This is a genomic window from Myxococcus sp. AM010, assembly GCF_013372585.1.
Lineage (GTDB): Bacteria > Myxococcota > Myxococcia > Myxococcales > Myxococcaceae > Myxococcus > Myxococcus vastator.
Map to the genome: position 1 here is coordinate 1 of NZ_JABXEO010000108.1, position 22,531 is coordinate 22,531.

Below are 22,531 nucleotides of genomic sequence, written 5' to 3' on the forward strand. Positions count from 1 at the left end.
GCCCCCCCCCTCGATGGCCCCGCTCAGCGCCTTGCCGCCCGACTCCAACGTGACGTCCCCATCGAACAGGTCGATGCCGACCGCGCCCGCGATGACGAACAGCCAGTACGTCATCACCACGCCGAGGACGATGGTGAAGAGGGCGGTCGGGAAGGCCAGAATGGTGTCGAGGAAGGCGCTCATACGGCTTGCGCCCCACTCTAAACGAAGGTCATTCCAGTCGAAAACGTACCTTGCGCTTTTCTGCCCCACCCCTGAGCGGGCGGCCGGGCGGCACCTGCGTTGCCGCGCGGCCCACCCTGCGCACCACGGGAGGACGGCTCACCTGGGGTGGGCGGGCTTCCCCCCCTGGCCATGCTCGACACGTCCGGGCGGCGCTGGAGGCGGGCGGAAGCGGAGCCCCCGCCTCACGGCGACCGGCGGAGGCTCAGGCCACCACGGCTTCGACGACGCTGGGCGGCATCGTCGTCGGGAAGACGTTGGACAGTCTCAGGCCCGCCTTCTCCAAGAGCGCCGTGTACTCCGGGCCCGTGCGCTCCCGGCCGCCCACGAGCACGAGCATGGCCAGATCGTAGAGGTTGCCGAAGTGCTGCACGTTGTCGCCGGGCAGCACCGTCTCCACGATGAGCAGCCGCGAGTCGGGGCGCATCGCCGCGCGGATGCACTTGAGGATGCCCAGGCTCTGCTCGTCATCCCAGTCATGGAGGATCTGCGACAGGATGTAGACGTCCTGGCCTTCGGGGACGATGCGCTGGAAGAAGTCACCGGCGACAACGTCACACCGCGGCGTCAGCCCCTGCTCGGCGATCCGCTCGCGGGCCTCCACTGCGACGTGAGGCATTTCGAAGACAGTGCCGCGGACGCCGGGGTTGGCCTTGAGGATGTGCGTCAGCAACATGCCCGTGCCGCCGCCCACGTCGACGATGCTGCGCGCGGAGGAGAAGTCATACCCGTTCACCACCGCGGGCGCGTTCAGCGTCTGGTACGCGGCCATGCTGCCATTGAAGATGGCGGCGACGTCGGGATGTGTCGTCATGTAGTTGAAGAACGAGTCGCCCATGAACTTCTCGACCGTGGGCTTGCCCGTCTTCAAGGCGGTGGCCAGGTCTCCCCACGCCTGCCACGACAGGATGTGGCCATGCGCCCGGAGCGAGCCATACACGGAGCCGGGGTTGTCCTTGCGAAGCATTCCGCCCAGCTCCGTGAGGGCCCAGCGCTGCGTGGACTCATCCTTCACGAGCACGCCCAGGCCGCTGAGCAGCCGCAGCAACCGGCGCAGCGTGGGCGCATGCGTCCCGCTGGCCTCGGCGAGCTCCTCCACCGTCTTGGGCGTATCACCGATGGTATCCGCGAGCTCGAGTTCCGCCATGATTTGAAGGCTTCGGGAAACCCAGAAGCCATAGACCATTTGCGTCATCTGCAGAGCGGCGGGCGGAGGCGCGTGAGAGGCTCGAGGTTGCTGGCTCATGTGTCCGTCTCCAAGGAGTTGAGAAGCATCGGCAAGGCTGCAACCTATAAGGTAGGCTGTAAAACTGCTACGGTTCTCTTATTCACCCTGAAGTCCGAGTCCCCGCGTGCGCGCTTACATCACCCGCCGAGAGGCCTTGCCCCGCACCGCGCTTCATGACCTGCGGACCGCCCTGCTCGGCTCGCGTTTCGTGGCCCGCAGTCCGTTGATGGGGACGTTCCAGGCCAGCCGCGGGTTTGCATTCATCTTCACGCACGAGGGCCGTGCCACATTGGAGGCCCGCTTCCCGTTCCTGGCGCGCTACCTGGCCCGCGTGCTGGACCCGGCCAGCGCGAAGGGACTGTTGCCCTGGCACGAGCGGCTCTGGGGCTCGCGGTGGGAGCGGCCCGTCCCCAATGCGTTCTATCTCAACCTCCTGCTCCTCGAGGCGGGGCGCGGCGTGGGGCGACACATCGACGCGACACTCCAGGAGCCCAGCGGCGTCCCCGATGCGACGCCCCGGCACGTGAGCGTGCTCTACCTCCAGGTCCCCGAGCGCGCCCGGGGCGGCGAGCTGCGCCTGCTCCACCACGACACCCCCGTGGGTGAAATCCGCCCCCGCGAGGGCCTGCTGGTACACTTCCGCGGCGACCTCCAGCACGAGGTGCGGCCCTTCACCGGAAGCCAGGAGGGCGCGAGCCGCGCCAGCCTCGTGTGTGAGCAATACGCCTTCCCGCCCGAGGCGCTCGCCAGAATCCCCGCCTTCCGCATCCAATCCAAGGCAGGCTTCGCCGCATATCTCGACCACCAGCGTGAGCAGCCCGGTGGCGGCTCCGTTGGCACATTGGAATAACTTTCATCCCGAACCGAGGAGGCATCGTGGCCGTCGATCCCCAGCGCACCGACGTTGAACGCTTCATGCAGGAGGATCCAGGAGGCCCCGTGGTCATCCTGAACCTGGTGCGCTTCAAGGAAGGCGGACGCGCGTCCTATGAGGCCTACGCGAGCGCGGTGATGCCCTTCATCCAGAAGGTGGGCGCCCAGCCCCTCTACGCGGGAGACGGCTCCACGGCGCTGGTGGCCGAGCCCGGGCAGACGTGGGACGCGGTGCTCCTGGTCCGCTATCCCAGCCGCGCGGCCTTCCTGCAGATGGTGGCGGACCCGGAGTACCAGCACATCGCGCACCTGCGCACGGAGGCGCTCCAGGAAGCCGTGCTCCAGGCCACCACGCCCTGGGCGACCTCGCCGGAGCCCTGAGTCAGGGCCTGGCGGGCGGGCCCCCCGCGCCCGCGGGCACCCGCAGGTCCGCCGTCTCCGCGAAGGTGGGCGGGCGGCGGTGCTTCGACGCCTGCTCGTAGGAATAGGCCAGCTTCAGCAGGAGGGGCTCGCTCCAGGCCCCGCCGATGAAGGACAGTCCCACGGGCAGGCCATACACGAACCCCGCGGGCACGGTGATGGAGGCGTAGCCCGACACGGCCGCGGGCGTGGAGCTGCTGCCCAGCCAGTGGTCGCCGTTGATGGGGTCGATGAGCCCCACGGGCGCCTGCGTCGGCGCGACCAGCGCATCCAGCCTGTGCTTCTTCATCACCGCCTCCAGCCCCTGCGCACGCGACAGACGGCGGCAGGCCTGGAGGGCCTTGAGGTAGGCCTTGTCCGTCAGGGGCCCCTTGGCCTGCGCCATGTGGAAGATTTCCTGGCCGAAGTACGGCAGCTCCGACGACGCGTGTGCTTCGTTGTAGCGGATGAGCTCCGCGAGCGTGCGCGGGGCCGTCCCCTCCTCCAGCGTCGCGAGGTAGGCCTCCAGCCCCGCCTTGAACTCGTAGAGCAGAACGTCCAGCTCGGGGGCGTCGAGCTGTGCCGCCGTGGGAATCGGCGCAGGGTCCACGAGGATGGCGCCACGGGACTTCATCAACGCCAGGGCCTCCTCCACGAGCGCGTCGGTGGCCGGGTGGTAGCCGAAGAAGCGCTCCCGGGGCACGCCGATGCGGGCGCCCTTCAGCCCGTCCACGTCGAGGAACCGGGTGTAGTCCGCGTGGGCCTTGCCCCGGCTCGCCGCCGTCGCCGCGTCCGCCGGGTCCACGCCCACGAGCACGCTGAGCAGCGCCGCGGCATCCGCCACGGTGCGCGTCATGGGGCCGGCGGTGTCCTGGCTGTGGGAGATGGGGATGATGCCGGCGCGGCTCACCAGTCCCACTGTCGGCTTGAGCCCCACCAACGCGCTGGCCGCTGAAGGCGACACGATGGAGCCATCCGTCTCCGTGCCCACGGACACGGCGCAGAAGTTGGCGGCCGTGGCCGCGCCCGAGCCCGAGCTGGAGCCCGAGGGCGTCCGGTCGAGCGCATACGGGTTGCGCGTCTGGCCACCCCGCGCGCTCCAGCCGCTGGCCGAGCGCGTGGAGCGGAAGTTGGCCCACTCGCTCAGGTTCGTCTTGCCCAGGATGACCGCGCCCGCGGCCCGCAGGCGCTCCACGATGAACGCGTCGCGAGGCGGCCGCGCGCCCACCAGCGCCAGGGATCCCGCCGTCGTCTGCATCCGGTCCGCGGTGGCGATGTTGTCCTTGAGCAGCACCGGGATGCCGTGCAGCGGGCCCCGAGGGCCCTTCTCGCGGCGCTCCTGGTCGAGCGCGGCGGCCGTGGCGAGCGCGTCCGGGTTCAGCTCGATGACGGAGCGCAGCGGTAGGCGCCCGCGCGCGTCCCAGTCGGCGATGCGTGCGAGGTAGCGCTCCGCGAGGCCTTGCGCGGTGAGCGCCCCTGTCTTCATCGCGGCCTGGAGGTCCGCCACGGTGGCCTCGGCGAGCTCGAAGGGCCGCGCGGGCGTCGGGGCCGCGGAGGCGGAGACCTCCAGGGAGGCGAGCGCCGTGGCGGCGGCGGTTCCGCCCAGGAGCACACGGCGGCTGAGACCCACGGAGGCGCCGGGAGAGGCAGCGGTCTTCTTCATAGTGAAGAGGCTACCGCACGCCGCGCCCACAGGAAGGGTCGCACCCCTCCGTAGGACTTCGACTGGTGAGCGGGTCGAGTTGGCCCCGCCTGAAAAAGGCGACGGCCGGCCCCTTGAATCCGGGAGCCGGCCGCCAGGAACTTCCTTTTCAGTCGGCGTTCCGCGACGCCCGGACACTCACTTCATCCGGGCCCCGCGAAAGGCCTCCTCCCGCCCGGAGGCAGGAGGAGGACCCGCGCGTCTCAGCTCTGACGACGGCGGCGCAGCAGGCCGAGCAGCGCCAGGCCGATCATGCCGACCGGAGCGCCCGCGCCCGTCGCGGAGCAGCCACCACCGTCATCACCACCGCCGTTGCGGGCGGAGAACTGCACGGTGGTGCTGTTCTCGAGGCCGGCCTCGTCCGTCACCGTGAGGCGGAACGAGAACGACGCCGTCTGGTCGTTGGTGTCAGGCAGGTTGACGACCGCAACCGCCTGGTCCGCGCCGGAGATGGTCGCGGTCGGACCGGAGACCTGCGTCCAGGCGTACGTCAGCGCATCGCCGTTCGCGTCGCTGGAAGCCGAGCCGTCGAGCGTGGCCGACGTCTGGTTGCTAGAGACCACCGCGCGAGCGGAGGCCTCCGGCGCGACGTTCTCCTCGGGCGCGGCGGTGACGCGGACGATCGTCACGTCGGTCGACGTCGCGATACCGTCGGAGACCGTGAGCAGGAAGGCCAGCTCACCCGCGGCCGGCGCGGTGAACGTCGGCGTCAGGGCGTTGGCGTCGGACAGCACCACGTCCGGGCCGCCGATCTGCGTCCAGACGGTGGTGAGCGTGTCGCCGTCGGCGTCGGTCGCCGTGCCGTTGAGCGTCACGGTGGCGCCCGCGTCGACAGTGGCCGTCTCACCCGCGTCAGCGTCCGGAGCGGTGTTCTCCGGGATGACAACCGGATCCGCCGCCACGACGACGCGCACGACATCGCTGGTGGTCGAGGTGCCATCGTTGACCGTCAGGATGAAGCCCAGCGTGTCACCGTTGGCCGTGCTGGGCGCGGTGAACGAAGGCGTCAGGGTGTCGCCACCCGTCAGGGTCACCTGCGTGCCACCAATCTGCTCCCAGTGGTACGTCAGCGTGTCACCCTCGGCGTCGCTCGCGGAGCCGCTGAGCGTCACGATGTCGCCGGCTTCCGCCGTGGCATCGAGGCCCGCATTCACCGTCGGCGGCGCGTTCACCGGCAGAGAACCATCGATGATGGTCACCGGCACCGCCTTGGTGGCAGTGGCCGAGCCGTCCGTCGCCGTCACGGTGAACTCGTACGAGCCCGGCAGCGGCGTGGCGAAGGAGATGGCGGACGTGTCGGCGCCATTGATGGCGACCGTCGAACCACCCGTCTGCTCCCAGCTGTAGCTGAGCGCATCACCGTCCGGGTCGACCGCGGAGGCCGTCACGGTGACAGTGCCCGCGTCGAAGCTCATGGACGTGTCGGAGACGATGGGCGCGAGGTTCACGTGGGTGACCGTCACGGACACCGTGTCGTTCGTGCTGAGGATGCCGTCGCTGACCGTCAGACGGAAGACCAGCGTCTCATCCAGCGTGACCTCGGGCGCGATGAACGTCGCCGTCGGCGTGGTGTAGCCACGAACCGCGACCGGCGTACCGGAGACCTGGGTCCACAGGTACGTGAGGGCGTCGCCGTCCTCGTCGCTGGCGGAGCCGCTCAGCGTGTGCTCAGCGCGCTCCTCGACCGTGCCGTCGAGGCCCGCGTTCACGGTGGGCGCGCGGTTGGGCGGCGTCACCCTCACGTTCACCGAGTCAATGGTCGAGTTCGTGCCATCAGAGACGGTCAGGTGGAACACCAGCGTGGTGGCCGCGGAGACCGCGGGCGCCGTGAACGACGCCGTCAGGGTGTCGGCACCCGACAGGGTGACCGACGGGCCCGCCGTCTGCGTCCAGGCGTAGGTCAGCGTGTCACCTTCCGGGTCGGTGGCCGAACCGGAGAGGGTCACCTGATCGCCCACCAGGACCGCAGCGTCCGCACCGGCGTTGGCGGTGGGCGCCGCGTTCGGGAGACCGCACACGCCGTCCTCCGTCGCGATGGTGGTGAACGGGGTGTTGGTGATGCCGGTGAACGCGAGGTCATCCAGCAGCCAGCCCGTGTAGCCGAAGCTCATGTCCGTACCGACGCGGAAGCGGACCTGCACCGTCCTGCCAGCGTAGGCCATGCCCAGGTCGATGGTCGCGGGCAGCATGCCCGGGAACTCCGGGTTGTAGCTCGACAGCGCGGGCTTGCCGGCCAGCGGGTTCTCGTTGCCCTCGTAGTCCTCGAGCACCGAGTTGTGGATCGGCTCGCCGATGTCCACCCAGGTGTTGCCACCGTCGTCGGAGATTTCGACCGTGGCGCCGTCGTAGTCATCCTCGAAGTCCCACGCGTGCATGAAGTTGAGCACGAAGGGCTCGGTCGCGCTGACGTGCAGCTCCGGGGTGATGAGACGGACGTCGGCGAACGAGGCGGTGTTCTCCGCGTAGAACGTGCGGTTGCCGTCCTCGAAGGTGACCACGCTGAAGACGGCCGGGGTCAGGTCCTCGTCGTACTCGGTCACCCACGGCAGGCTTTCCGGGCTGGTCTGCACGTCCTCGATGTTGGAGGTCGCACGCCGCTCGTCGTAGTGCGTCGTGAGCTCAACGCTCCCGGTGACATCACCCGGAGTCGCCTGGCCCTCATCGCGCACGGCGACGTCGATGGTCACCACCTGCTGGTCGGTCGCGCCGCTGAGCGTGACCGGGATGGAGATGGTGGCCTCGCTGAACACGGGGATGGCCGGGAAGTTCGCCTCGCCACCGTTGCCAAACGCGACGCCCGCGAAGGCGGACGTCAGCGTGGCGCTGGAGGCGGACGCCGTGCTGGCACCCACGTTGCGCACGGTGACCTCGATGCGGCCCGTCTCGCCGTTGTCGAGGATGCCGTCGTAGTCGCAGTTGCCGCCTTCCACGTCGTCGATGAACTCGGCCGACACGAACTGGATGGCCGAGCCCACGACGAAGCTCTCCACCACACCGGCGTGGTTCGTGGAGAAGCGGTCCGGAGCCTGGGCACCGACGCCCGCGCCGCGCTTGGCGAAGGCATTCCAGAACCGCTCGGCGTCCGCCGGGTCGTTGGCGTAGGCCGACGCGATGACGGCGTCACGCGCCTCCAGGTACGTGGGGCTCGCCGGCGTGAGCTTGTACCCGTTGACCAGGTAGCTCTTCATCCGGTCCTGCGCCTCCTGGAACGGATGCGCGCGGAGCAGCGCCGTGTAGCACTCCCACAGCATCGTGGCCCAGATCTCGCCGGAGTTGTGGACCTGCGAGTTCGGCAGACCCGTGTTGCCGTTGAACGGCACGTCCGTGGGCAGCGCCACGCCGTCCATGATGTGACGGAACGACAGCGCGTTCTTGGTCTGGTCCGAGGAGTACGTGCCACGGCGGATGCCGTAGAACTCGGAGTTCGCGTCCGCGCGCGTGGCGTAGCCCGCGGCGGCGTAGGCGCCGTTCCAGTTCGCGTTGGACGGGACGTTGATGTCCTCGGCGCGAACCATCATCAGCAGGGCGGTGAAGTCACCCCAGCCCTCGCCCATCGAGCGGCCCTGGTTGTTCCCCAGACCGGACGCGTTCCCGATGAGGCGGTTGCTGATGTAGTGACCCCACTCGTGCGCCACGATGGCGTTGTCGATGGTGCCGTCGATCCACCGGGTCGGACCCCGGTACATCGTGACGTTGAGACCCGCGATGGAGCCCCGGAGCAGGTTGCCATCATCCAGGTTCACGCGAAGCGTGGGGATGGTGATGGTGGTGGACGTGCCGCCCAGATCGATCGTCGGACCCGCGACGTTGTCGTGGATGATGACGCCGATGGCGCCCGCGTTCTGAGCGTTCTGCACCTTGGCGGTGAAGTCGCAGCTACCGCGGTCGATGATGGCGATGTTGCCAGCGACCTCGGCCGCGTTGGTCAGCGCGGTGCAGCCGTCACGGTCGGTCGGCCCCGCGGTGTTGGCCTCGTCCTGCGCCGACACCACGTTACCGGTGAGGTCGAACGTCTGCGGACCGAAGGTGGAGGACACGCCACCCTCGTAGTCACCCGCGACCTCCGCGGGCGCGTTCGCCGTCAGGCGCGAGTCGCGCGGGCCGGCGAACAGGTACATCTGCATGCGCGGCGACGCACCGTCCGCCGGCGTGAGCATGTTGGCGTTGTCGGTGCCGCTGTAGTCCTGCGCCTGCGCCTGCAGACGGTCACCCGCCACGCCGCCACGCCCGAAGTTGTCCTGCTGGGCGTTGCCGGAGGCCTCGTCGAAGCCGGCGTCGTAGTACCAGTCGTGGAGCCAGTTGTTCAGGAAGAACAGGCTGGTCGTCGCCGCGGCGATCTGCTCCGCGTTGGCGTCCGGCTGGATGTTGAAGTCGATGGCCCGGTCGAACACGCCCGGAGCCGTGACGGAAGCGCGAAGGTCGCCGGTGTTGTAGTAGTCCGGCGCGGTGAGGTCCGCGTACGCGTCGACGTTGTTACCCGTGGTCTCCGTCGCGCCGTCCGGCAGCCAGGGATCGTTCCGGCTGAAGGGGAGGCTCTCGAGCGTGATCAGGTTCGCCGGCACGTAGGGCGACTGATAGCCGTCCGGGAGGCCGGTGGGGTGCGGCGTACCGCCGCTGCCGATCGGACCGTCATGCGGCGTGTACGGCGGCGTCGTGTCCGAGAACACGCGGTAGCTGAACTCCGCGTGCGCCTTCAGGTCGTTGCGCATCAGCAACTGACCGTCGGCGGCGGAGATGACGTACGCGAAGTAGTCGGAGTTCACGCTGTCCGCGCGGCCCGTGTTGATCTCCACGTAGTACGCGGGGACCAGCTTGCCAGGCAGCGGGAAGTAGACCTGCTTCGCGCGGGCGGGGATGACAAACCCCTCCTCGAGCGGACGCGCGTAGCTGGCCAGCGTGAAGTGCGAGTACTTGTCGCCCTTCTTGGCGTCGCTCACGCGGGTGAGCAGGCTGCGGTCCAGCGCGGCGCCCGTGAGGTCCTTGTACGCGGCGGCGATGGCCTCGGTCGCCGGCAGCGTGAAGCGCGCCTTGGACCTGGGCATCTGCGCGGCGGCGTGCTTGGAGAGGCTGCCGGAGATGGCAACCACCTCGTTGTGCTTGTTCAGCAGGACCTTCAGCGACTGACGGAAGACCTCGATACCCGAGGACTCCTGAGCCAGCGTCACGACCTTCACACCCTGCGTGTTGGTGCTGACGTTCGTGACCTTCGCGCCCGCGGCCTCAAAGGAAGCCAGGCCATAGAGCGGGGCGTGGGCAGCAAGCTGCGCCAGCGCCGCCTTGGCGGGAGACATCTTCGCGTACCCGGCGCTGAGCTTCTTCTGCTCCGCGGTCGGGTTCGTCCAGATGAACGTCGGGGAACCGGTCAGCGAGTCCTTGTGGGCGACCCGCGCCCCCTTGAGGCTGCTGTTGACCGGCTTGAACCCCGCGGCGGCACGGCCCGCGGGCTTCGCGTCCTGGAGTGCATCGTAGTTCGGCAACGTCCGGGCGACGGAACTGGTACCGGACAGTACCAGGGCAAGCCCGGACAGCGTGGCGACCAACCTTCTCACGTGGGGAGACTCCATTTTTACGACGGCGGGGGTAGTCGCCTTCATTACAGCCTGGGCCGAAGGTTCCGGCCCCATCGCCGAAACACCCAGTCACGGTCAGAAGGCGACCGAGTGACAGATTGTCACCTGGTCGAGAGATTAGTGCCCCAGCAGATGTAAGTTGAAAGGCGACACGCGCATTTTTTCCAATGGAGCGCAGAATTCCGTAGTTACGGCAGGTTGCGTAGAAGATGGCGGAGCCATGAGCACCGATTATGGCCGTGCAGGGGCTTCGGGGGTTGTTTTCTGGACACGGGAGCCTGGCGCGACTGGGTGTCCGGGCACCGCGGAACGCCCGTTCACACCACAGAGACGCGCTGACACGACTCCGGCTCCGACGCACGCGGGCTACGGCTGTGATGCGAGTGGCGACGTCACTCGCGCGGACGCAGGCACCATCCGCCACCGAGCCTCAACGAAGTCGCGCAACGTCATGGGCCGGAGCCGCGTGTCCTCGGCAGTGGCCGGCTCACGCAGCCTCCCCTTCCCCGCGAGCTGCGAGAGCACGCTCAGCTGCGCGGAGGACGCCTGGACGAACGCGCCTTCGGGCCGCGCGCGCACGAGCTGCCGGCGAAGGTCCTCCACGCTGCCCCTGCACACGCGGCGCAGGCGCTGACCGGTCAGCGCTTCGTACAGGGCGGCCACGCCATTCACCGTCGCCACGTCCCCCACGAACTCCAGCCGCTGGCCGGCGGCGTGAGGATCCACCACCACCTCCGCCACCCATCGCGCCGCATCCGCCATCGCGGTGACGTCGAAGGGCTCGTCTCCCGTCCCCCAGTACGAGACAACGCCGCGCGCGAAGTCGAACACCTGCGCTCGCGGTGACAGCGCCGTCTCCATGAACGCGCCGCACAGAACGAACGTGTGCGGCACGCCGCTCTTCACCACGGCGTCGGCGACACGGCGGTGCGCAGCCATGAAGGCGTCACCCGCGTCGGCGTCGGTGTAGTCCAGCGAGTAGTCCGAAGGGATGAAGCGCACGACGCCGTGACGCCGCGCGGAGTCCAGCAAGCGGAGCTGCCCCTCCACCCGCACCTCGGGTGGTCCGCTCACGGCGGAGACCACCGCGTCCACGCCCTCCAACGCCGAGTCGAGCGAGCGCATGTCATCCAGCGTCCCGCCCACCAACGTCACCCCATGTTCAGCCAGGCCCCTCAGCGCCTCGCCGCGTGTGCCTGGACGCACCAACACGTGCAGGTGGATACCGGGACGCGCCAGCAGCGCCGACGCCAACCTGCCGCCAAAACGCCCCGTCCCTCCGACCAGCAGGACATGCGTGATGTCGGTGTCCATGGCCTCCTCCTCGTCGTTGTCGGCGGCGTGAGCCGCACATCACCGGTGGGGCAAGCCCCTACGAGGAAGATGGACCGTGGTGCTGGGTACGCCTTCACCAGCGGACACAATGCGCTCGGCTGGATGCTGAGCAACAGTGATGGCAGGCGGTGGCCGTGGCGAGTCGCGAAAAAGAAATCGGCCCGGCCATTCCAGAAGAATGACCGGGCCGACTTGAGTTGCGGGGGCAGGATTTGAACCTGCGACCTTCGGGTTATGAGCCCGACGAGCTACCAGGCTGCTCCACCCCGCGACATGTTTTGGGTTCAACGCTTCGAAGCTCAAGAAATTGCGGGGGCAGGATTTGAACCTGCGACCTTCGGGTTATGAGCCCGACGAGCTACCAGGCTGCTCCACCCCGCGTCATGTCTTGAGACTCAACTAATCGACACCCGACTGTGATTCCAGTCAACCTTCGAAGCACAACGAATTGCGGGGGCAGGATTTGAACCTGCGACCTTCGGGTTATGAGCCCGACGAGCTACCAGGCTGCTCCACCCCGCGGCAGAGAGAGGCGAGGCGGTAAGTACCGTCCCTCGCCTGTACCGTCAACACCTTTCTCCAGCGCTGACCACATCCACGAAATCAGCGCTGGAGACAGGGAATTACTTGCGCGCCTTGCTGAGCAGGTCCGCGAAGGTGCCGAAGCCCTTCTTGCCCGCGCCCTGCGGCTGCTGCGTCTTCTGCCAGGCCTCCACTTCGGCCCGCTCCTCCGCGCGGATGGCGGCGGTGACGGACAAGCGGATCTTCCCAGACGCGTCGATGTCCAGGATGGCCACCTTCACCTCCTGGCCCAGCGAGTAGTGCTTGCGCAGGTCGGTGCCACGCTCGGTGCCCGTCTCGCTCGCGGGCAGCAAGCCCTTGCCGCCCGGGAACGCGAGGAACACGCCGTACGGCTCGATGCGATCCACCTTGCCCACGACGACCTGGCCCACCTTGGGACGGGGCGCTGCGGCCTGCGCCGACGTGGCGGCCTCCGCGGCGGCCGCCGAGCGCTCCTCGGGAGGACGCTGCGCCTCTTCCTCGGAGATGCGGCGCAGGCCGATGCGCTTCTCCTGCGCGTCGATCTTCTCCACCGCCACCCAGAGGGTCTCCCCCTCCTTCACCACGTCGCGAGGGTGCGCGATGCGGCGGTCGCTGAGCGCGGAGATGTGGATCAGCCCGTCCACGCCTGGACGCAGCTCCACGAAGGCGCCGAACTGCTGCAGGCGGACGACCTTGCCCTGGAGCCGGTCGCCTTCCTTGATTTCGGACAGCGCCTTCTGGAACGGATCCTCCTGGCGCGAGCGCATGGACAGCGTGATGCGCTCCTTCTGCTTGGACTTGTCCGGCGAGTTCGGCTGGCCGGCCTCCATGCGGAGGATCTCGACCTCGACGTCGTCACCGACCTTGACCACGTCGCTCGGGTGACCGACGCGGGTGTACGAGAGCTCGGAGACGGGAATCATGCCCTCCACGCCGCCCAGGTCCACGAACACACCGAAGTCGCGCACGCCGGTGACCTTGCCCTTGACGATCTTGCCCTGGGCCAGGTGCTTGCGCGTCTCCGCGGCCAGCTGCCGCTGCTCGTCCTCCAGCAGCGCGCGGCGCGACAGCACCACGTTGCGCTCGCGGACCTCGCTCACGCGGAACTGGAGCTTCTCGCCGATGTACTGGTCCGGCTTCTCCACGTAGCGCAGGTCCAGCTGGCTGATGGGGCAGAACGCGCGGATGTCACCGATGGCGACCTCCACACCGCCCTTGTTCACGCTCAGCACCAGCCCCTCGACGGGCATGCCGGACGCGCGGGCCTCGGCCAGCAAGGCCAGGTTCGCGCTGCCCTTGGCCAGCGCGCGGCTGAGGAGGATGCCCTTGGCGCCCACCTCCACCACGTGCGCGTCGATGGTGTCACCCACGCCGAAGCGCAGGATGCCCTCATCGTCCTTCAGCTCGCGAAGCTCGATCATCGCCTCGCTCTTGGCCGCGCCTTCCACCGACACGAACGCGGTGTCCGCGCCGAGCTGGAAGATGGCGCCACGGACCTTCTCGCCCACGCGCAGGCCCTTGCGGCTCGGCGTTCCACCCTCCTTGGCCTGCGCCTCGAACATCTCGGCGAAGGACTGGGTTTCGGGCACTTCCTCATACAGCGCGGGGGTCGGCGCCGGCGTCGGCGTCACCGGACGCGGCGTGGGGACCGGCGTCGCGGCGGAGGACTCGGCGGCGGCGGTCGTCTCCTCGGCCGTCGCGGTCGCCTCGGCGGGAGCATCCCCTGCCGGACCGCGCGTCTCGATGGCACCCGACGCCCGCTTCACGACGACCATGGGACCCGACGGACGACGCTCGCCTCCGCCACGGCGCTCGCCTCCGCCACGGGGACCCCGCTCGTCGCGCGGCGCACCACCCGCCGGACGCGGCTGGGCCTCGCGCTCGCCACGGCCGCTGCCGCCGCGCTCGCCTCCACGGCCACCGCCACGTTGTTCGCCCCGACCGCCCTCGCTGCGAGCTCCCCCGGAAGGGATGCCGAGCATCACGTCACCGAAGGTGGCCTTCGGCTTCTTGGGACCCATCCCGCCAGAATTGGAACCGTTCTTCTCGTCGCTCACTGCGAGACCTTCCTGAAGCGAATTCGACCCTGGCTTCCCGAGAAGCCGGGCCCCGGTGAAAATGGCGGCGCACTCTACACGCGCGCCATGTCCGGAGGAAGCCGGATGACGCACATGTCGTTGACACCAACGCTCCGTCCATAACGGAGGCACCGCGTCAGAGCATCCCCGACCTGATGATTGCAACGCCAAACAATGGCCGCTCGCCAGGCAGGGAACCAAGCAATTCCAATAGATTAGCGCACCACACGCAGCTTTTGCCCCACCTTGCGCAACACCGTCCCCGCCTCCGGGATGCCCAGGGCCGCCGACATGCCGAAATAGACGGCACCGAACGGGAGCGCCACCGCGGCGAAGCCCAGGACGGGGTGCAGGCGCGGCGGCATGAGGAAGTCTCCCCCCCACTCCGCCGTCACGCCGGGCATTGGCCCGAGCAGCGAGGTGAGGCCCACCTTGATGCCCACCGCCACCAATCCGGCCACCACCGCGGCGCCCCACAAGCGAGGCAGCAGCCCCGACGGCACGCCGACCGGCCCCAGCTGCTTCACCAGCTTGCGGCGCAGCAGCCCCGCCTCCAACCAGGCCACCAGGCCACTCGCCAGGGTCAGGCCCACCGCGCCCAGGTGCTGCGGCACGCCGAGCCATCCCGGCAGCCGCAGGCCCAGCACCCATGCGCCCAGGGTGCCCACCACCACGCGCACCACCGCGAAGCGCAGCGGCGTCTTCGGATCCTTCAGCGCGTAGAAGGCGGAGGAATAGAGGCGGCCCACCGTGGAGGCCACCAACCCCAGCGCCGCCCCCATGAGCAGGTACCAGAGGTAACGCGAGTCCGCCGCGTCGAAGCGCCCCGTCTGCAGCAGCGCCGCCGCCACCATGTCGCCCAGGAAGAGGAAGGCCGCCGCGGAGGGGACGACCCAGAAACAGATGCGGCGTGCGCCTCCGTCGATGCGCTGGCGCAGCTTCGCGGCCACGTCCGCGCCCTCACCCGTGGCCCGCGACATCTCCGGCAGCTCCGCCGCGGACACCGCCATCCCAAAGAGGCTCACGGGGATGAGGTAGAGGGTCTGCGCGTAGAGCAGCGAGGACAGCGCGCGGTTGGAGATGAGCGACGCGAAGGCCGTGTCCACCCAGGCGCTGACCTGGACCACGCCGCGCCCCAGCACCACCGGCCCGAAGTTCTTCAGCACCTGTCGCACGGGCTCCGCCGCCAGCGACAGCGTCGGGCGGAAGCGGCCCAGCAACTTGAGGACGGAGGGCACCTGCACCGCGAACTGGAGGAAGCTGCCCAGCACCACGGCGTAGGCCAGCACCGAGACCAACGCCGCTTCCTCGTAGCGGCCTCCCGCGGCCACCAACGCGGCGATGATGACCAGGTTCCAGACGACGGGCGCCAGGTAAGAGAGGAGGAAGCGCCGGTGGCTGTTGAGGATGCCCAGGCACCAGGCGCTCAGCACCAGCATGCCCGTGCCAGGGAAGAGGATACGCACCAGGTGGACGGCCAGCTCCCGCTCCTGTCCCTGGAAGCCGGGCGCGATGGCATCCACCAGGACTGGGGTGAACACCATGCCCAGCGCCACCACCACCGCCGTGGCCAGGGACAGGATGCCAAAGACGGCGCCCGCGACCCGGTCCGCCGTCTCCGTGTCCTTGCGGCCCAGAAGCTGCGCGTAGACGGGAATGAATGAGCCGGAGAGGACGCCCTCGCCGAACAGGTTCTGCAGGAAGTTGGGAATGCGCAGCGCCGCCTTGAAGACAGCCGCGGCCTCCGCGTTGCCCAGGTAGTGGGCGAAGACGCGCTCGCGCACCAGGCCCATCAGCCGGGAGGCAAGGATGCCGGCGGCCACCAGCGCGGCGCCGCCGCCTGAGCGCTCGGGACGAGGAGGCACGACCGGCGCGACCGGCGGGGGCGAAGACTCGGGCGAGGACGTGGTCACGAGAGCGGCGGACTCTACGCGGGCCGTTCGGTGGCATGAAGCCTGAAACCCCGTCCCCCTGTTTCGCTTGACGCCGAACCCCCTGGATTGCAAGGGTCCGCTTCAATGGCCGGCCCTCCCGACAGTGACTTGGACGACGTGGCGCGCATCCGCCTCGTGCTGGCACGTGAGCTGGAGACGATCAACGAGTACGAAGCCTACGCTCGTGCCGCCTCTCTCCCGGAGGTCCGCGCGTTCTTCCAGCACCTGGCCGCCGAGGAGAAGGAGCACGTCTCCGAAGCCGTTCACATGCTCCGCATGTTGGACAGTGGTCAGAACGACCACTTCGCCAAGCCCTTCGTCCCCGGTCATTTCCAGGCCGCCGAGGCGCCCGCCCCCGCCACCGTCCAGGTGCCCGCCCCGGACGGCCCGGCGTTCTCCGTCAACGGCCGCCATGGCCGGCTCCCCTCCGAGCCGCCAACGTCCCTGCCGCCCCAGCGGCTGCTGTACGGCCTGCCCGCGCCGCCGCCCGCCGTGGAGTCGCACCCGCTCACCGTGGGTTCGCTGCGCCGGGGTGGCGGTGGTTCCGGCAGCGGTCGCTGAAGCTTTCTTCCCCCTTTCAAGTCGATGCCTCTGGAGCCCCATTTCATGCCTGACTTCCTTGGACATGCCGAGAACCCGCTCCGCGAAGAGGAGTGGGCGCGTCTGAACGAGACTGTCATCCAGGTCGCCCGGCGCTCGCTGGTGGGCCGGCGCATCCTGGACATCTACGGGCCGCTGGGCGCCGGGGTGCAGACGGTGCCCTACGACGAGTTCCAGGGCGTGTCGCCCGGCGCCGTGGACATCGTCGGCGAGCAGGAGACCGCGATGGTCTTCACCGACGCGCGCAAGTTCAAGACCATCCCCATCATCTACAAGGACTTCCTGCTGCACTGGCGCGACATCGAGGCCGCGCGCACGCACAACATGCCACTGGACGTGTCGGCCGCCGCCGGCGCCGCCGCGCTGTGTGCGCAGCAGGAAGACGAGCTCATCTTCTACGGTGACGCGCGCCTGGGCTACGAAGGCCTGATGACGGCCAACGGCCGGCTCACGGTGCCGCTGGGTGACTGGACGTCGTCGGGTGGTGGGTTCCAGGCCATCGTCGAGGCCACGCGCAAGCTCAACGAGCAGGGCCACTTCGGCCCCTACGCCGTCGTCCTGTCGCCGCGGCTGTACTCGCAACTGCACCGCATCTACGAGAAGACGGGCGTGCTGGAGATTGAGACCATCCGCCAGCTCGCGTCGGACGGCGTCTACCAGTCCAACCGCCTGCGCGGGGACTCCGGCGTGGTGGTGTCCACCGGCCGGGAGAACATGGACCTCGCGGTGTCCATGGACATGGTGGCGGCGTACCTGGGCGCCTCGCGGATGAACCACCCGTTCCGCGTGCTGGAGGCCCTGCTGCTGCGCATCAAGCACCCGGACGCCATCTGCACCCTGGAGGGCGCTGGCGCCACGGAACGTCGTTAGTTCCGGCCGCCCGCGGTCACGACTCCCACCATGGCCAAGGTCCTGGTCATCGACGACGAGGCGAACCTCCGCAAGGTGCTCGCCGCGATGCTGCGCCGGGACGGCTTCGACGTCACCGTGGCGGAGAACGGCGAGCAAGGGCTCGCCGAGTTCCACAAGAACGGCGCGGACATCGTGGTGACGGACCTGGTGATGCCCAAGGTGGGCGGCATGGAGGTGCTCGGCACCATCCGCGCCGCCAACCCGGACGTCCCCGTCATCATCATCACCGCGCACGGCACGGTGGACTCCGCCGTGGACGCCATCAAGGCGGGCGCGTTCGACTACATCACCAAGCCCTTCGACCAGGCGGAGCTGTCCTCCGTCGTCGCCAAGGCCGCGAAGACGAACGAGAGCGCCCGCCGCTCCGTGCGCCCGGACGTGAAGGCGCGCGCGGCCATCATCGGCGACTCGTCGACCATCCAAGAGGTCTACAAGATCATCGACAAGGTGGCGGACACGCCGTCCACGGTGCTCATCACCGGGGAGAGCGGCACCGGCAAGGAGCTCATCGCCACCGCGCTGCACGGGGCCTCCAGCCGCCGCGACAAGCCGTTCATCAAGATCAACTGCGCCGCCATCCCCAACACGCTGCTGGAGAGCGAGCTCTTCGGCTACGAGCGCGGGGCCTTCACCGGCGCCGTCACGTCCAAGCCCGGCCGCTTCGAGCTGGCCGACGAGGGCACCCTCTTCCTGGACGAGATTGGCGAGATTCCGGTGGAGATGCAGGTGAAGCTGCTGCGCGCGCTCCAAGAGGGCGAGTTCGAGCGCGTGGGCGGCATCAAGACGACGCGCGTGGACGTGCGGCTGGTGGCCGCCACCAACCGCGACCTCCAGGCGGAGATTGAAGCCGGCCGCTTCCGCAAGGACCTCTACTACCGCCTGGCGGTGGTCCCCATCTCCCTGCCCGCCCTGCGCGAGCGCCGCAGCGACATCCCCATGCTCGCCCGGCACTTCGTGGAGAAGTACAACCGGCGCCTCAACAAGAAGATTGAGGGCATCGCCGACGACGCCATGGCCCTGCTCCAGGGCTATGCGTGGCCGGGCAACATCCGCGAGTTGGAGAACCTCATCGAGCGCGTGCTCTTGTTCGCGGACGGGCCCCTCATCACCGCCCGAGACCTGCCGGAGCCGGTCCGCCAGGGAACGAGCGTCCAGGCGGGCGCCAACCTGGCCAGCGCGGTGGCCTCCATCGACGTTCCCACGGGGGAGGTCGGCCTGAAGGACATCGTCCGGATGAAGGCCGCCGAGCTCGAGCGGGACCTCATCGTGAAGAAGCTCGAGGAGACGGGTGGCAACGTCACCCGGGCCGCTCGCCTGCTTCAAATCAGCCGCAAGTCACTCCAGACGAAGATGAAGGAGTTTGGCTTGCGCGACACCACACCCGACGGGCTGGAAGACGGCCCGGACGAATAGACCGCGACGAGGCGGAATTCCGCTTCTCGCGCGTCGGTTCCGGGCCCGCCCACCCACTTCAACTCAGGGAGCTTGTATGCGGCCGAACCTTCCCACCCTCGGTGCCCCTCCGAAGCGCAGTCCCTTCGGCACGGTGGTCGCCGTGTCACTCATCCTCGGCGGTGCCGCCGGCGGCGTGTGGTGGTGGAAGCAGCGGATGGTTCAGGCGACGGAAGAGGCCGCGGCCCAGATGCCCAACGCCGTTTCCGACGCGGGCACCGTCGCCGCGGCGCCCACGCCGGCGCCCGTGCCCACGGACCCGGTGAAGGCCGCGGGCCTGGAGCGCGTGTCGGTGAGCATCAACGGCCCCCTGGAGACGGCGCTCGTCAACGCCGCGGGCTCCGACGTGGGCCCGGCGCTGGCGCAGGTGGTGACGCGCACTCTGGTGTGGTGGGTCGCCGTGCCCGGGGAAATCCTGCGCGGTGACACGCTGGAGGTGCTCTTCCAGCGCCGCGCCAACGAGGAGCCCCTGGTGCACGCGGTGCGCTTCACCAGCGCCAAGCTGGGCAAGACGATGAGCGCGTATCGCTACCAGGCCGACGGCGAGCCCAACGCCCGGTACTACCTGTCCGGCGGCGACGAGCTGGAGCTGCGGCTGGAGCGCTCCCCCATCGACGACTACGAGCAGGTGACATCCCTGCTCCGCGACGGCCGCCGTCACAAGGGCGTGGACTTCCGCACCCCGGTGGGCACGCCCATCAAGGCCCCCTTCAACGGCGTGGTGAAGCGGAAGAACTGGAACTTCCGCAGCAACGGCAACTGCATCGAGCTGGTGGAGTCGGGCGGCAAGGGTCGCCGCGCGCTGTTCCTCCACCTGGACGAGGTGGACAAGAGCGTCAAGCCCGGCGCCCGGTTCTCCGTGGGCCAGGTCATCGCCAAGAGCGGCAACACGGGGCGCAGCTTCGCCCCCCACCTGCACTACCAGCTCATGACGCAGGATGACCGGGTGCTGGACCCCTACGACCAGCACAAGACCTTCCGCCGCGCGTTGGCCGCGCAGCACCGGCCGGGTTTCGAGGCGGAGATGCGCCGGATGGACGGATTGCTGAGCGCGTCCGTGGTGGCCGGCAAGTAAAAGCCACCCGTTTCTTGACACTCCTTCGACGGCACGGCTAGCTGGAAGCCCCCCGGGCTTGCCGGAAGGCCGGGGAGATTTGCCGTCGGAGGTCGGATGCACAGGCTTCGCGTCGTACTTGCCGCGCTGACGCTGGGCGCGCCGTTCGCCGCCAGCGCGGCGGACATCACCCGGATTGCGTCGTCGCTCGAGGAGGACGACCCGTTCGACCTCTTCATCGACGTCGGCTTCGAGCGCACGCAGAACCGCGCGAAGATTGTCCGCGAGCAGCTGGCCCCCGCCGGGCAACCGGGGGGCCGCGTGGATGCAACGGAGCTCTGGTACAAGGGCGTGGACGCCCGGCTCAACCTGGAGCTGTCCGTCGGCCTCTACAGGGACCTGGAGTTCTCCTTCGCCCTGCCCGTCGTCTTCTCGCAGAACGAGCGCTGGGACTTCACGTCCAACTCGTCGCCCGAGACGTCCACCATCACCAACAACTGCCTGAACGCCAACGGCTCCGTCATTCCGGGCTGTCTGGATGGCTCGGCACCGCCCAACGCCCTGTTCGACGTGCCGCAGGAGAGCTTCCGCGGCGGCCTGGGCAACATGCGCTTCGGCCTGGCCTACGCCTTCTTCAACCAGGAGAAGGACGAGACGAAGCCCACCTGGATTGTCGGCCTGGAGTACGAGGCCCCCACCGCGAAGCTGCGTGACGCGGCCGTGGACACGACGAATTCGGACAGCCGCGGCAACATTGGCGACCGCGTCCACAAGTACCAGCTCTACACGGCCTTCTCGCGCCGCATCGGCGCGGCCGAGCCGTACTTCAAGGCGCACTACACCATCCCCGTGCGCGGCCCGGGTGCCTACTCGAACTGTGCCCAGGCCGAGTCCAACCCGGACAACCTGGGCGCCCCGGGCAACTGCTTCCAGGGGCCGTGGAGCCGCAAGGAGACGGGCATCAACGCCCCTCACACCGCGGGCATGCTCTTCGGCGTGGAGCTGGTGCCCTTCAACCGGCCGGCGAAGTCGCAGCGCTTCGCCCTGGATGTCCGGGGCATCGGCAACTACGTGGGCAGCGGCCGCTACTACAACGAGCTGAGCGCCGCCCTGCGCAAGCTGCTCACCTCCGAGGACTACTTCCAGGTGGGTGGGATGCTGGGCGTCACCGCGAACCCGTCGAAGGCCTTCCAGATTCGCGCGTCCGGCATGTTCCTCTACAACACCAACCACGCCCTCACCGCCGAGGAGCCGGGGCGTGACGTGAACAACGACGGCGCCGTGGACCTGCAGCCCGGCTCCCCCGAGCTCAACCCCAACTTCGACTGGCGCTATGACCTGGTGTCTCGCCGCTTCCTCGCGGTGGAGAGCACCACGTTCCGCTTCGACCTGAGCGCCACGTTCAGCTTCTAGCGGGGCCCGGGTGGGCGCCGGTGACGGCGCCCACCTCTGGACTCAGCGCTTCAGCGAAAGCCCCAGCCGGTAGACGTCCTGACCGGCCCAGCCCGCGCGGCGGGCCAGCTCGGTGCTCAGCGCCTTGAGCTTCTCGCCGCGAGACAGCCCCTCCTCCAGGGCCCGGCGCAGCTCCTCTTCGGACCAGCGCGTCTCGCCGGTGCGGCCTTCCACCAACACCACCACCTCGCCCCGGGGCTCCTCCACCGCGTAGCGCGCGGCCAGCTCGGACAAGGTGCCCCGGGCGAACTCCTCGTGCAGCTTCGTCAGCTCCCGCGCCACACACGCGCGCCGGTCGCCCCAGGCGTCGAGCAGGTCCGGCAGCGTCTCCGACAGGCGGCGTGGGGACTCATAGAGCACCAGGGTGGCGGACAGCTGCGCCACCTCCTCCAGCATGGCCCGGCGCTCGGCGCCCTTGCGCGGGACGAAGCCCAGGAAGTGGAAGCGCCCCGTGGGCAGCCCGGAGGCGCTCAGCGCCGCGACCAGGGCCGTGGGGCCTGGCACCGGCACCACCGTCAAGCCGCGCTCCAGCGCCTCGGACACCAGCTTCTCGCCCGGGTCGCTGATGGCGGGGCTGCCCGCGTCCGTCACGAGCGCGCAGTCCTCCCCTTCCCCAATCCGGTCCAGGATGCGCCCGGCTCGCTGCCCTTCCGCGAAGGCGGGCAGGCTCACCAGGTCCTTCCCGCCAATGCCGAAGTGGTCGAGCAGCACCCGCGAGTGCCGCGTGTCTTCACACGCGATGAAGCGCACCGCGCGCAGCGTCTCCAACGCGCGCGACGTGACGTCCCCCAGGTTCCCGATGGGCGTCGCCACCAGATAGAGCGTTCCAGCCATGGCGTCGTCCTCTCACATCCCCGCGTCGAAGGCGCCAGGGATGTGCTCCACGGTGGCGCGCTCCCCGCGCCCCACCACTGAAATCACGTCGAAACGGAGCATCCGTCCGCGCAGGTCATGCGCGAACAGGTAACGCAGCGCCGCCTTCACCACCCGGCGCTGCTTGGCGAAAGACACGCTGTGGGAGGGGTCGCCCCAGGTGGCCGTGGAGCGCATCCGCACTTCCACGAAGCACACCAGGTCGTCACGTTCGGCGACGACGTCCAGCTCTCCGAAGCGGCAGGTCCAGTTGCGATGCCGCACCCGCCACCCCTGCGCTTCCAGGAAGCGCACCGCCGCCTCC

General features: G+C 69.1%; 15 protein-coding genes, 3 tRNA genes and 1 pseudogene. 7 read left to right on the forward strand and 12 right to left on the reverse strand.

The genetic code is table 11. The features are described from left to right. Positions 1–183, reverse strand: a pseudogene (locus HV826_RS32425) (hypothetical protein); the annotation flags it as partial. A gap of 244 nt (positions 184–427) precedes the next feature. Then, the gene (locus tag HV826_RS32430) at positions 428–1,468 is read right to left on the reverse strand and encodes a methyltransferase (RefSeq protein ID WP_368671048.1); all 1,041 of its coding nucleotides are present in this window, start codon (positions 1,466–1,468) and stop codon (positions 428–430) included. A 106-nt stretch (positions 1,469–1,574) separates the two neighbouring features. On the opposite strand from HV826_RS32430, the gene HV826_RS32435 reads away from it, so the two are divergent. Both HV826_RS32435 and HV826_RS32440 read left to right on the forward strand, forming a co-directional pair. Next, positions 1,575–2,300 carry a 2OG-Fe(II) oxygenase gene (locus tag HV826_RS32435; RefSeq protein WP_176420925.1) on the forward strand — a complete coding sequence of 242 codons (726 nt, stop codon included), beginning with the start codon at positions 1,575–1,577 and terminating at the stop codon, positions 2,298–2,300. Between the two features lie 26 nt (positions 2,301–2,326). Beyond that, a complete protein-coding gene (locus HV826_RS32440; protein WP_176420926.1) occupies positions 2,327–2,704 on the forward strand; it encodes a DUF1330 domain-containing protein in 378 nt (125 codons plus the stop codon). 1 nt (position 2,705) lies between these two features. Here HV826_RS32440 and HV826_RS32445 read toward each other — a convergent pair whose 3' ends face one another. The 8 genes from HV826_RS32445 to murJ all read right to left on the reverse strand — a co-directional run bounded on the left by HV826_RS32445 (position 2,706) and on the right by murJ (position 15,863). Continuing rightward, on the reverse strand, positions 2,706–4,385 hold the full coding sequence (locus HV826_RS32445) for an amidase (RefSeq protein ID WP_176420927.1): 1,680 nt from the start codon (positions 4,383–4,385) through the stop codon (positions 2,706–2,708). A gap of 242 nt (positions 4,386–4,627) precedes the next feature. After that, complete coding sequence (locus HV826_RS32450; protein ID WP_176420928.1) at positions 4,628–9,988, reverse strand: myxosortase-dependent M36 family metallopeptidase; 5,361 nt, start codon at positions 9,986–9,988, stop codon at positions 4,628–4,630. A gap of 372 nt (positions 9,989–10,360) precedes the next feature. After that, complete coding sequence (locus HV826_RS32455) at positions 10,361–11,308, reverse strand: aromatic alcohol reductase (RefSeq protein WP_176420929.1); 948 nt, start codon at positions 11,306–11,308, stop codon at positions 10,361–10,363. A gap of 218 nt (positions 11,309–11,526) precedes the next feature. Beyond that, positions 11,527–11,600 (reverse strand) — tRNA-Met (locus HV826_RS32460). A 36-nt stretch (positions 11,601–11,636) separates the two neighbouring features. Then, positions 11,637–11,710: transfer RNA gene (locus HV826_RS32465), tRNA-Met, on the reverse strand. 67 nt (positions 11,711–11,777) lie between these two features. Next, positions 11,778–11,851: transfer RNA gene (locus tag HV826_RS32470), tRNA-Met, on the reverse strand. A 101-nt stretch (positions 11,852–11,952) separates the two neighbouring features. Then, entirely contained in the window at positions 11,953–13,893 is a 1,941-nt protein-coding gene (locus tag HV826_RS32475; protein WP_176420930.1) for a S1 RNA-binding domain-containing protein, read from the reverse strand. Positions 13,894–14,165: 272 nt separating this feature from the next. Then, on the reverse strand, positions 14,166–15,863 hold the full coding sequence (gene murJ / locus HV826_RS32480) for a murein biosynthesis integral membrane protein MurJ (RefSeq protein ID WP_176420931.1): 1,698 nt from the start codon (positions 15,861–15,863) through the stop codon (positions 14,166–14,168). A 105-nt stretch (positions 15,864–15,968) separates the two neighbouring features. On the opposite strand from murJ, the gene encB reads away from it, so the two are divergent. The 5 genes from encB to HV826_RS32505 all read left to right on the forward strand — a co-directional run bounded on the left by encB (position 15,969) and on the right by HV826_RS32505 (position 21,315). Continuing rightward, positions 15,969–16,445: an encapsulin nanocompartment cargo protein EncB gene (gene encB, locus HV826_RS32485; RefSeq protein ID WP_176420932.1), complete on the forward strand. Its 477-nt coding sequence runs from the start codon at positions 15,969–15,971 to the stop codon at positions 16,443–16,445. A 45-nt stretch (positions 16,446–16,490) separates the two neighbouring features. After that, entirely contained in the window at positions 16,491–17,354 is an 864-nt protein-coding gene (gene encA, locus HV826_RS32490; protein WP_163785885.1) for an encapsulin nanocompartment shell protein EncA, read from the forward strand. Positions 17,355–17,384: 30 nt separating this feature from the next. Continuing rightward, a complete protein-coding gene (locus tag HV826_RS32495) occupies positions 17,385–18,809 on the forward strand; it encodes a sigma-54 dependent transcriptional regulator (protein WP_176420933.1) in 1,425 nt (474 codons plus the stop codon). Then, positions 18,757–19,923 carry a peptidoglycan DD-metalloendopeptidase family protein gene (locus HV826_RS32500; RefSeq protein WP_176420934.1) on the forward strand — a complete coding sequence of 389 codons (1,167 nt, stop codon included), beginning with the start codon at positions 18,757–18,759 and terminating at the stop codon, positions 19,921–19,923. The genes HV826_RS32495 and HV826_RS32500 overlap by 53 nt, the downstream gene beginning before the upstream one ends. Positions 19,924–20,019: 96 nt before the next feature. Next, positions 20,020–21,315, forward strand: a complete 1,296-nt coding sequence (locus HV826_RS32505; RefSeq protein WP_176420935.1) for a hypothetical protein — start codon at positions 20,020–20,022, stop codon at positions 21,313–21,315. 42 nt (positions 21,316–21,357) lie between these two features. Here HV826_RS32505 and rsmI read toward each other — a convergent pair whose 3' ends face one another. Both rsmI and HV826_RS32515 read right to left on the reverse strand, forming a co-directional pair. Beyond that, positions 21,358–22,188 (reverse strand): 16S rRNA (cytidine(1402)-2'-O)-methyltransferase, encoded by an 831-nt coding sequence (gene rsmI, locus HV826_RS32510; protein WP_176420936.1) that lies wholly within the window; start codon positions 22,186–22,188, stop codon positions 21,358–21,360. A 12-nt stretch (positions 22,189–22,200) separates the two neighbouring features. Continuing rightward, positions 22,201–22,531 (reverse strand): YraN family protein (locus HV826_RS32515; protein WP_176420937.1); only part of this gene is annotated, 331 nt, incomplete at its 5' end.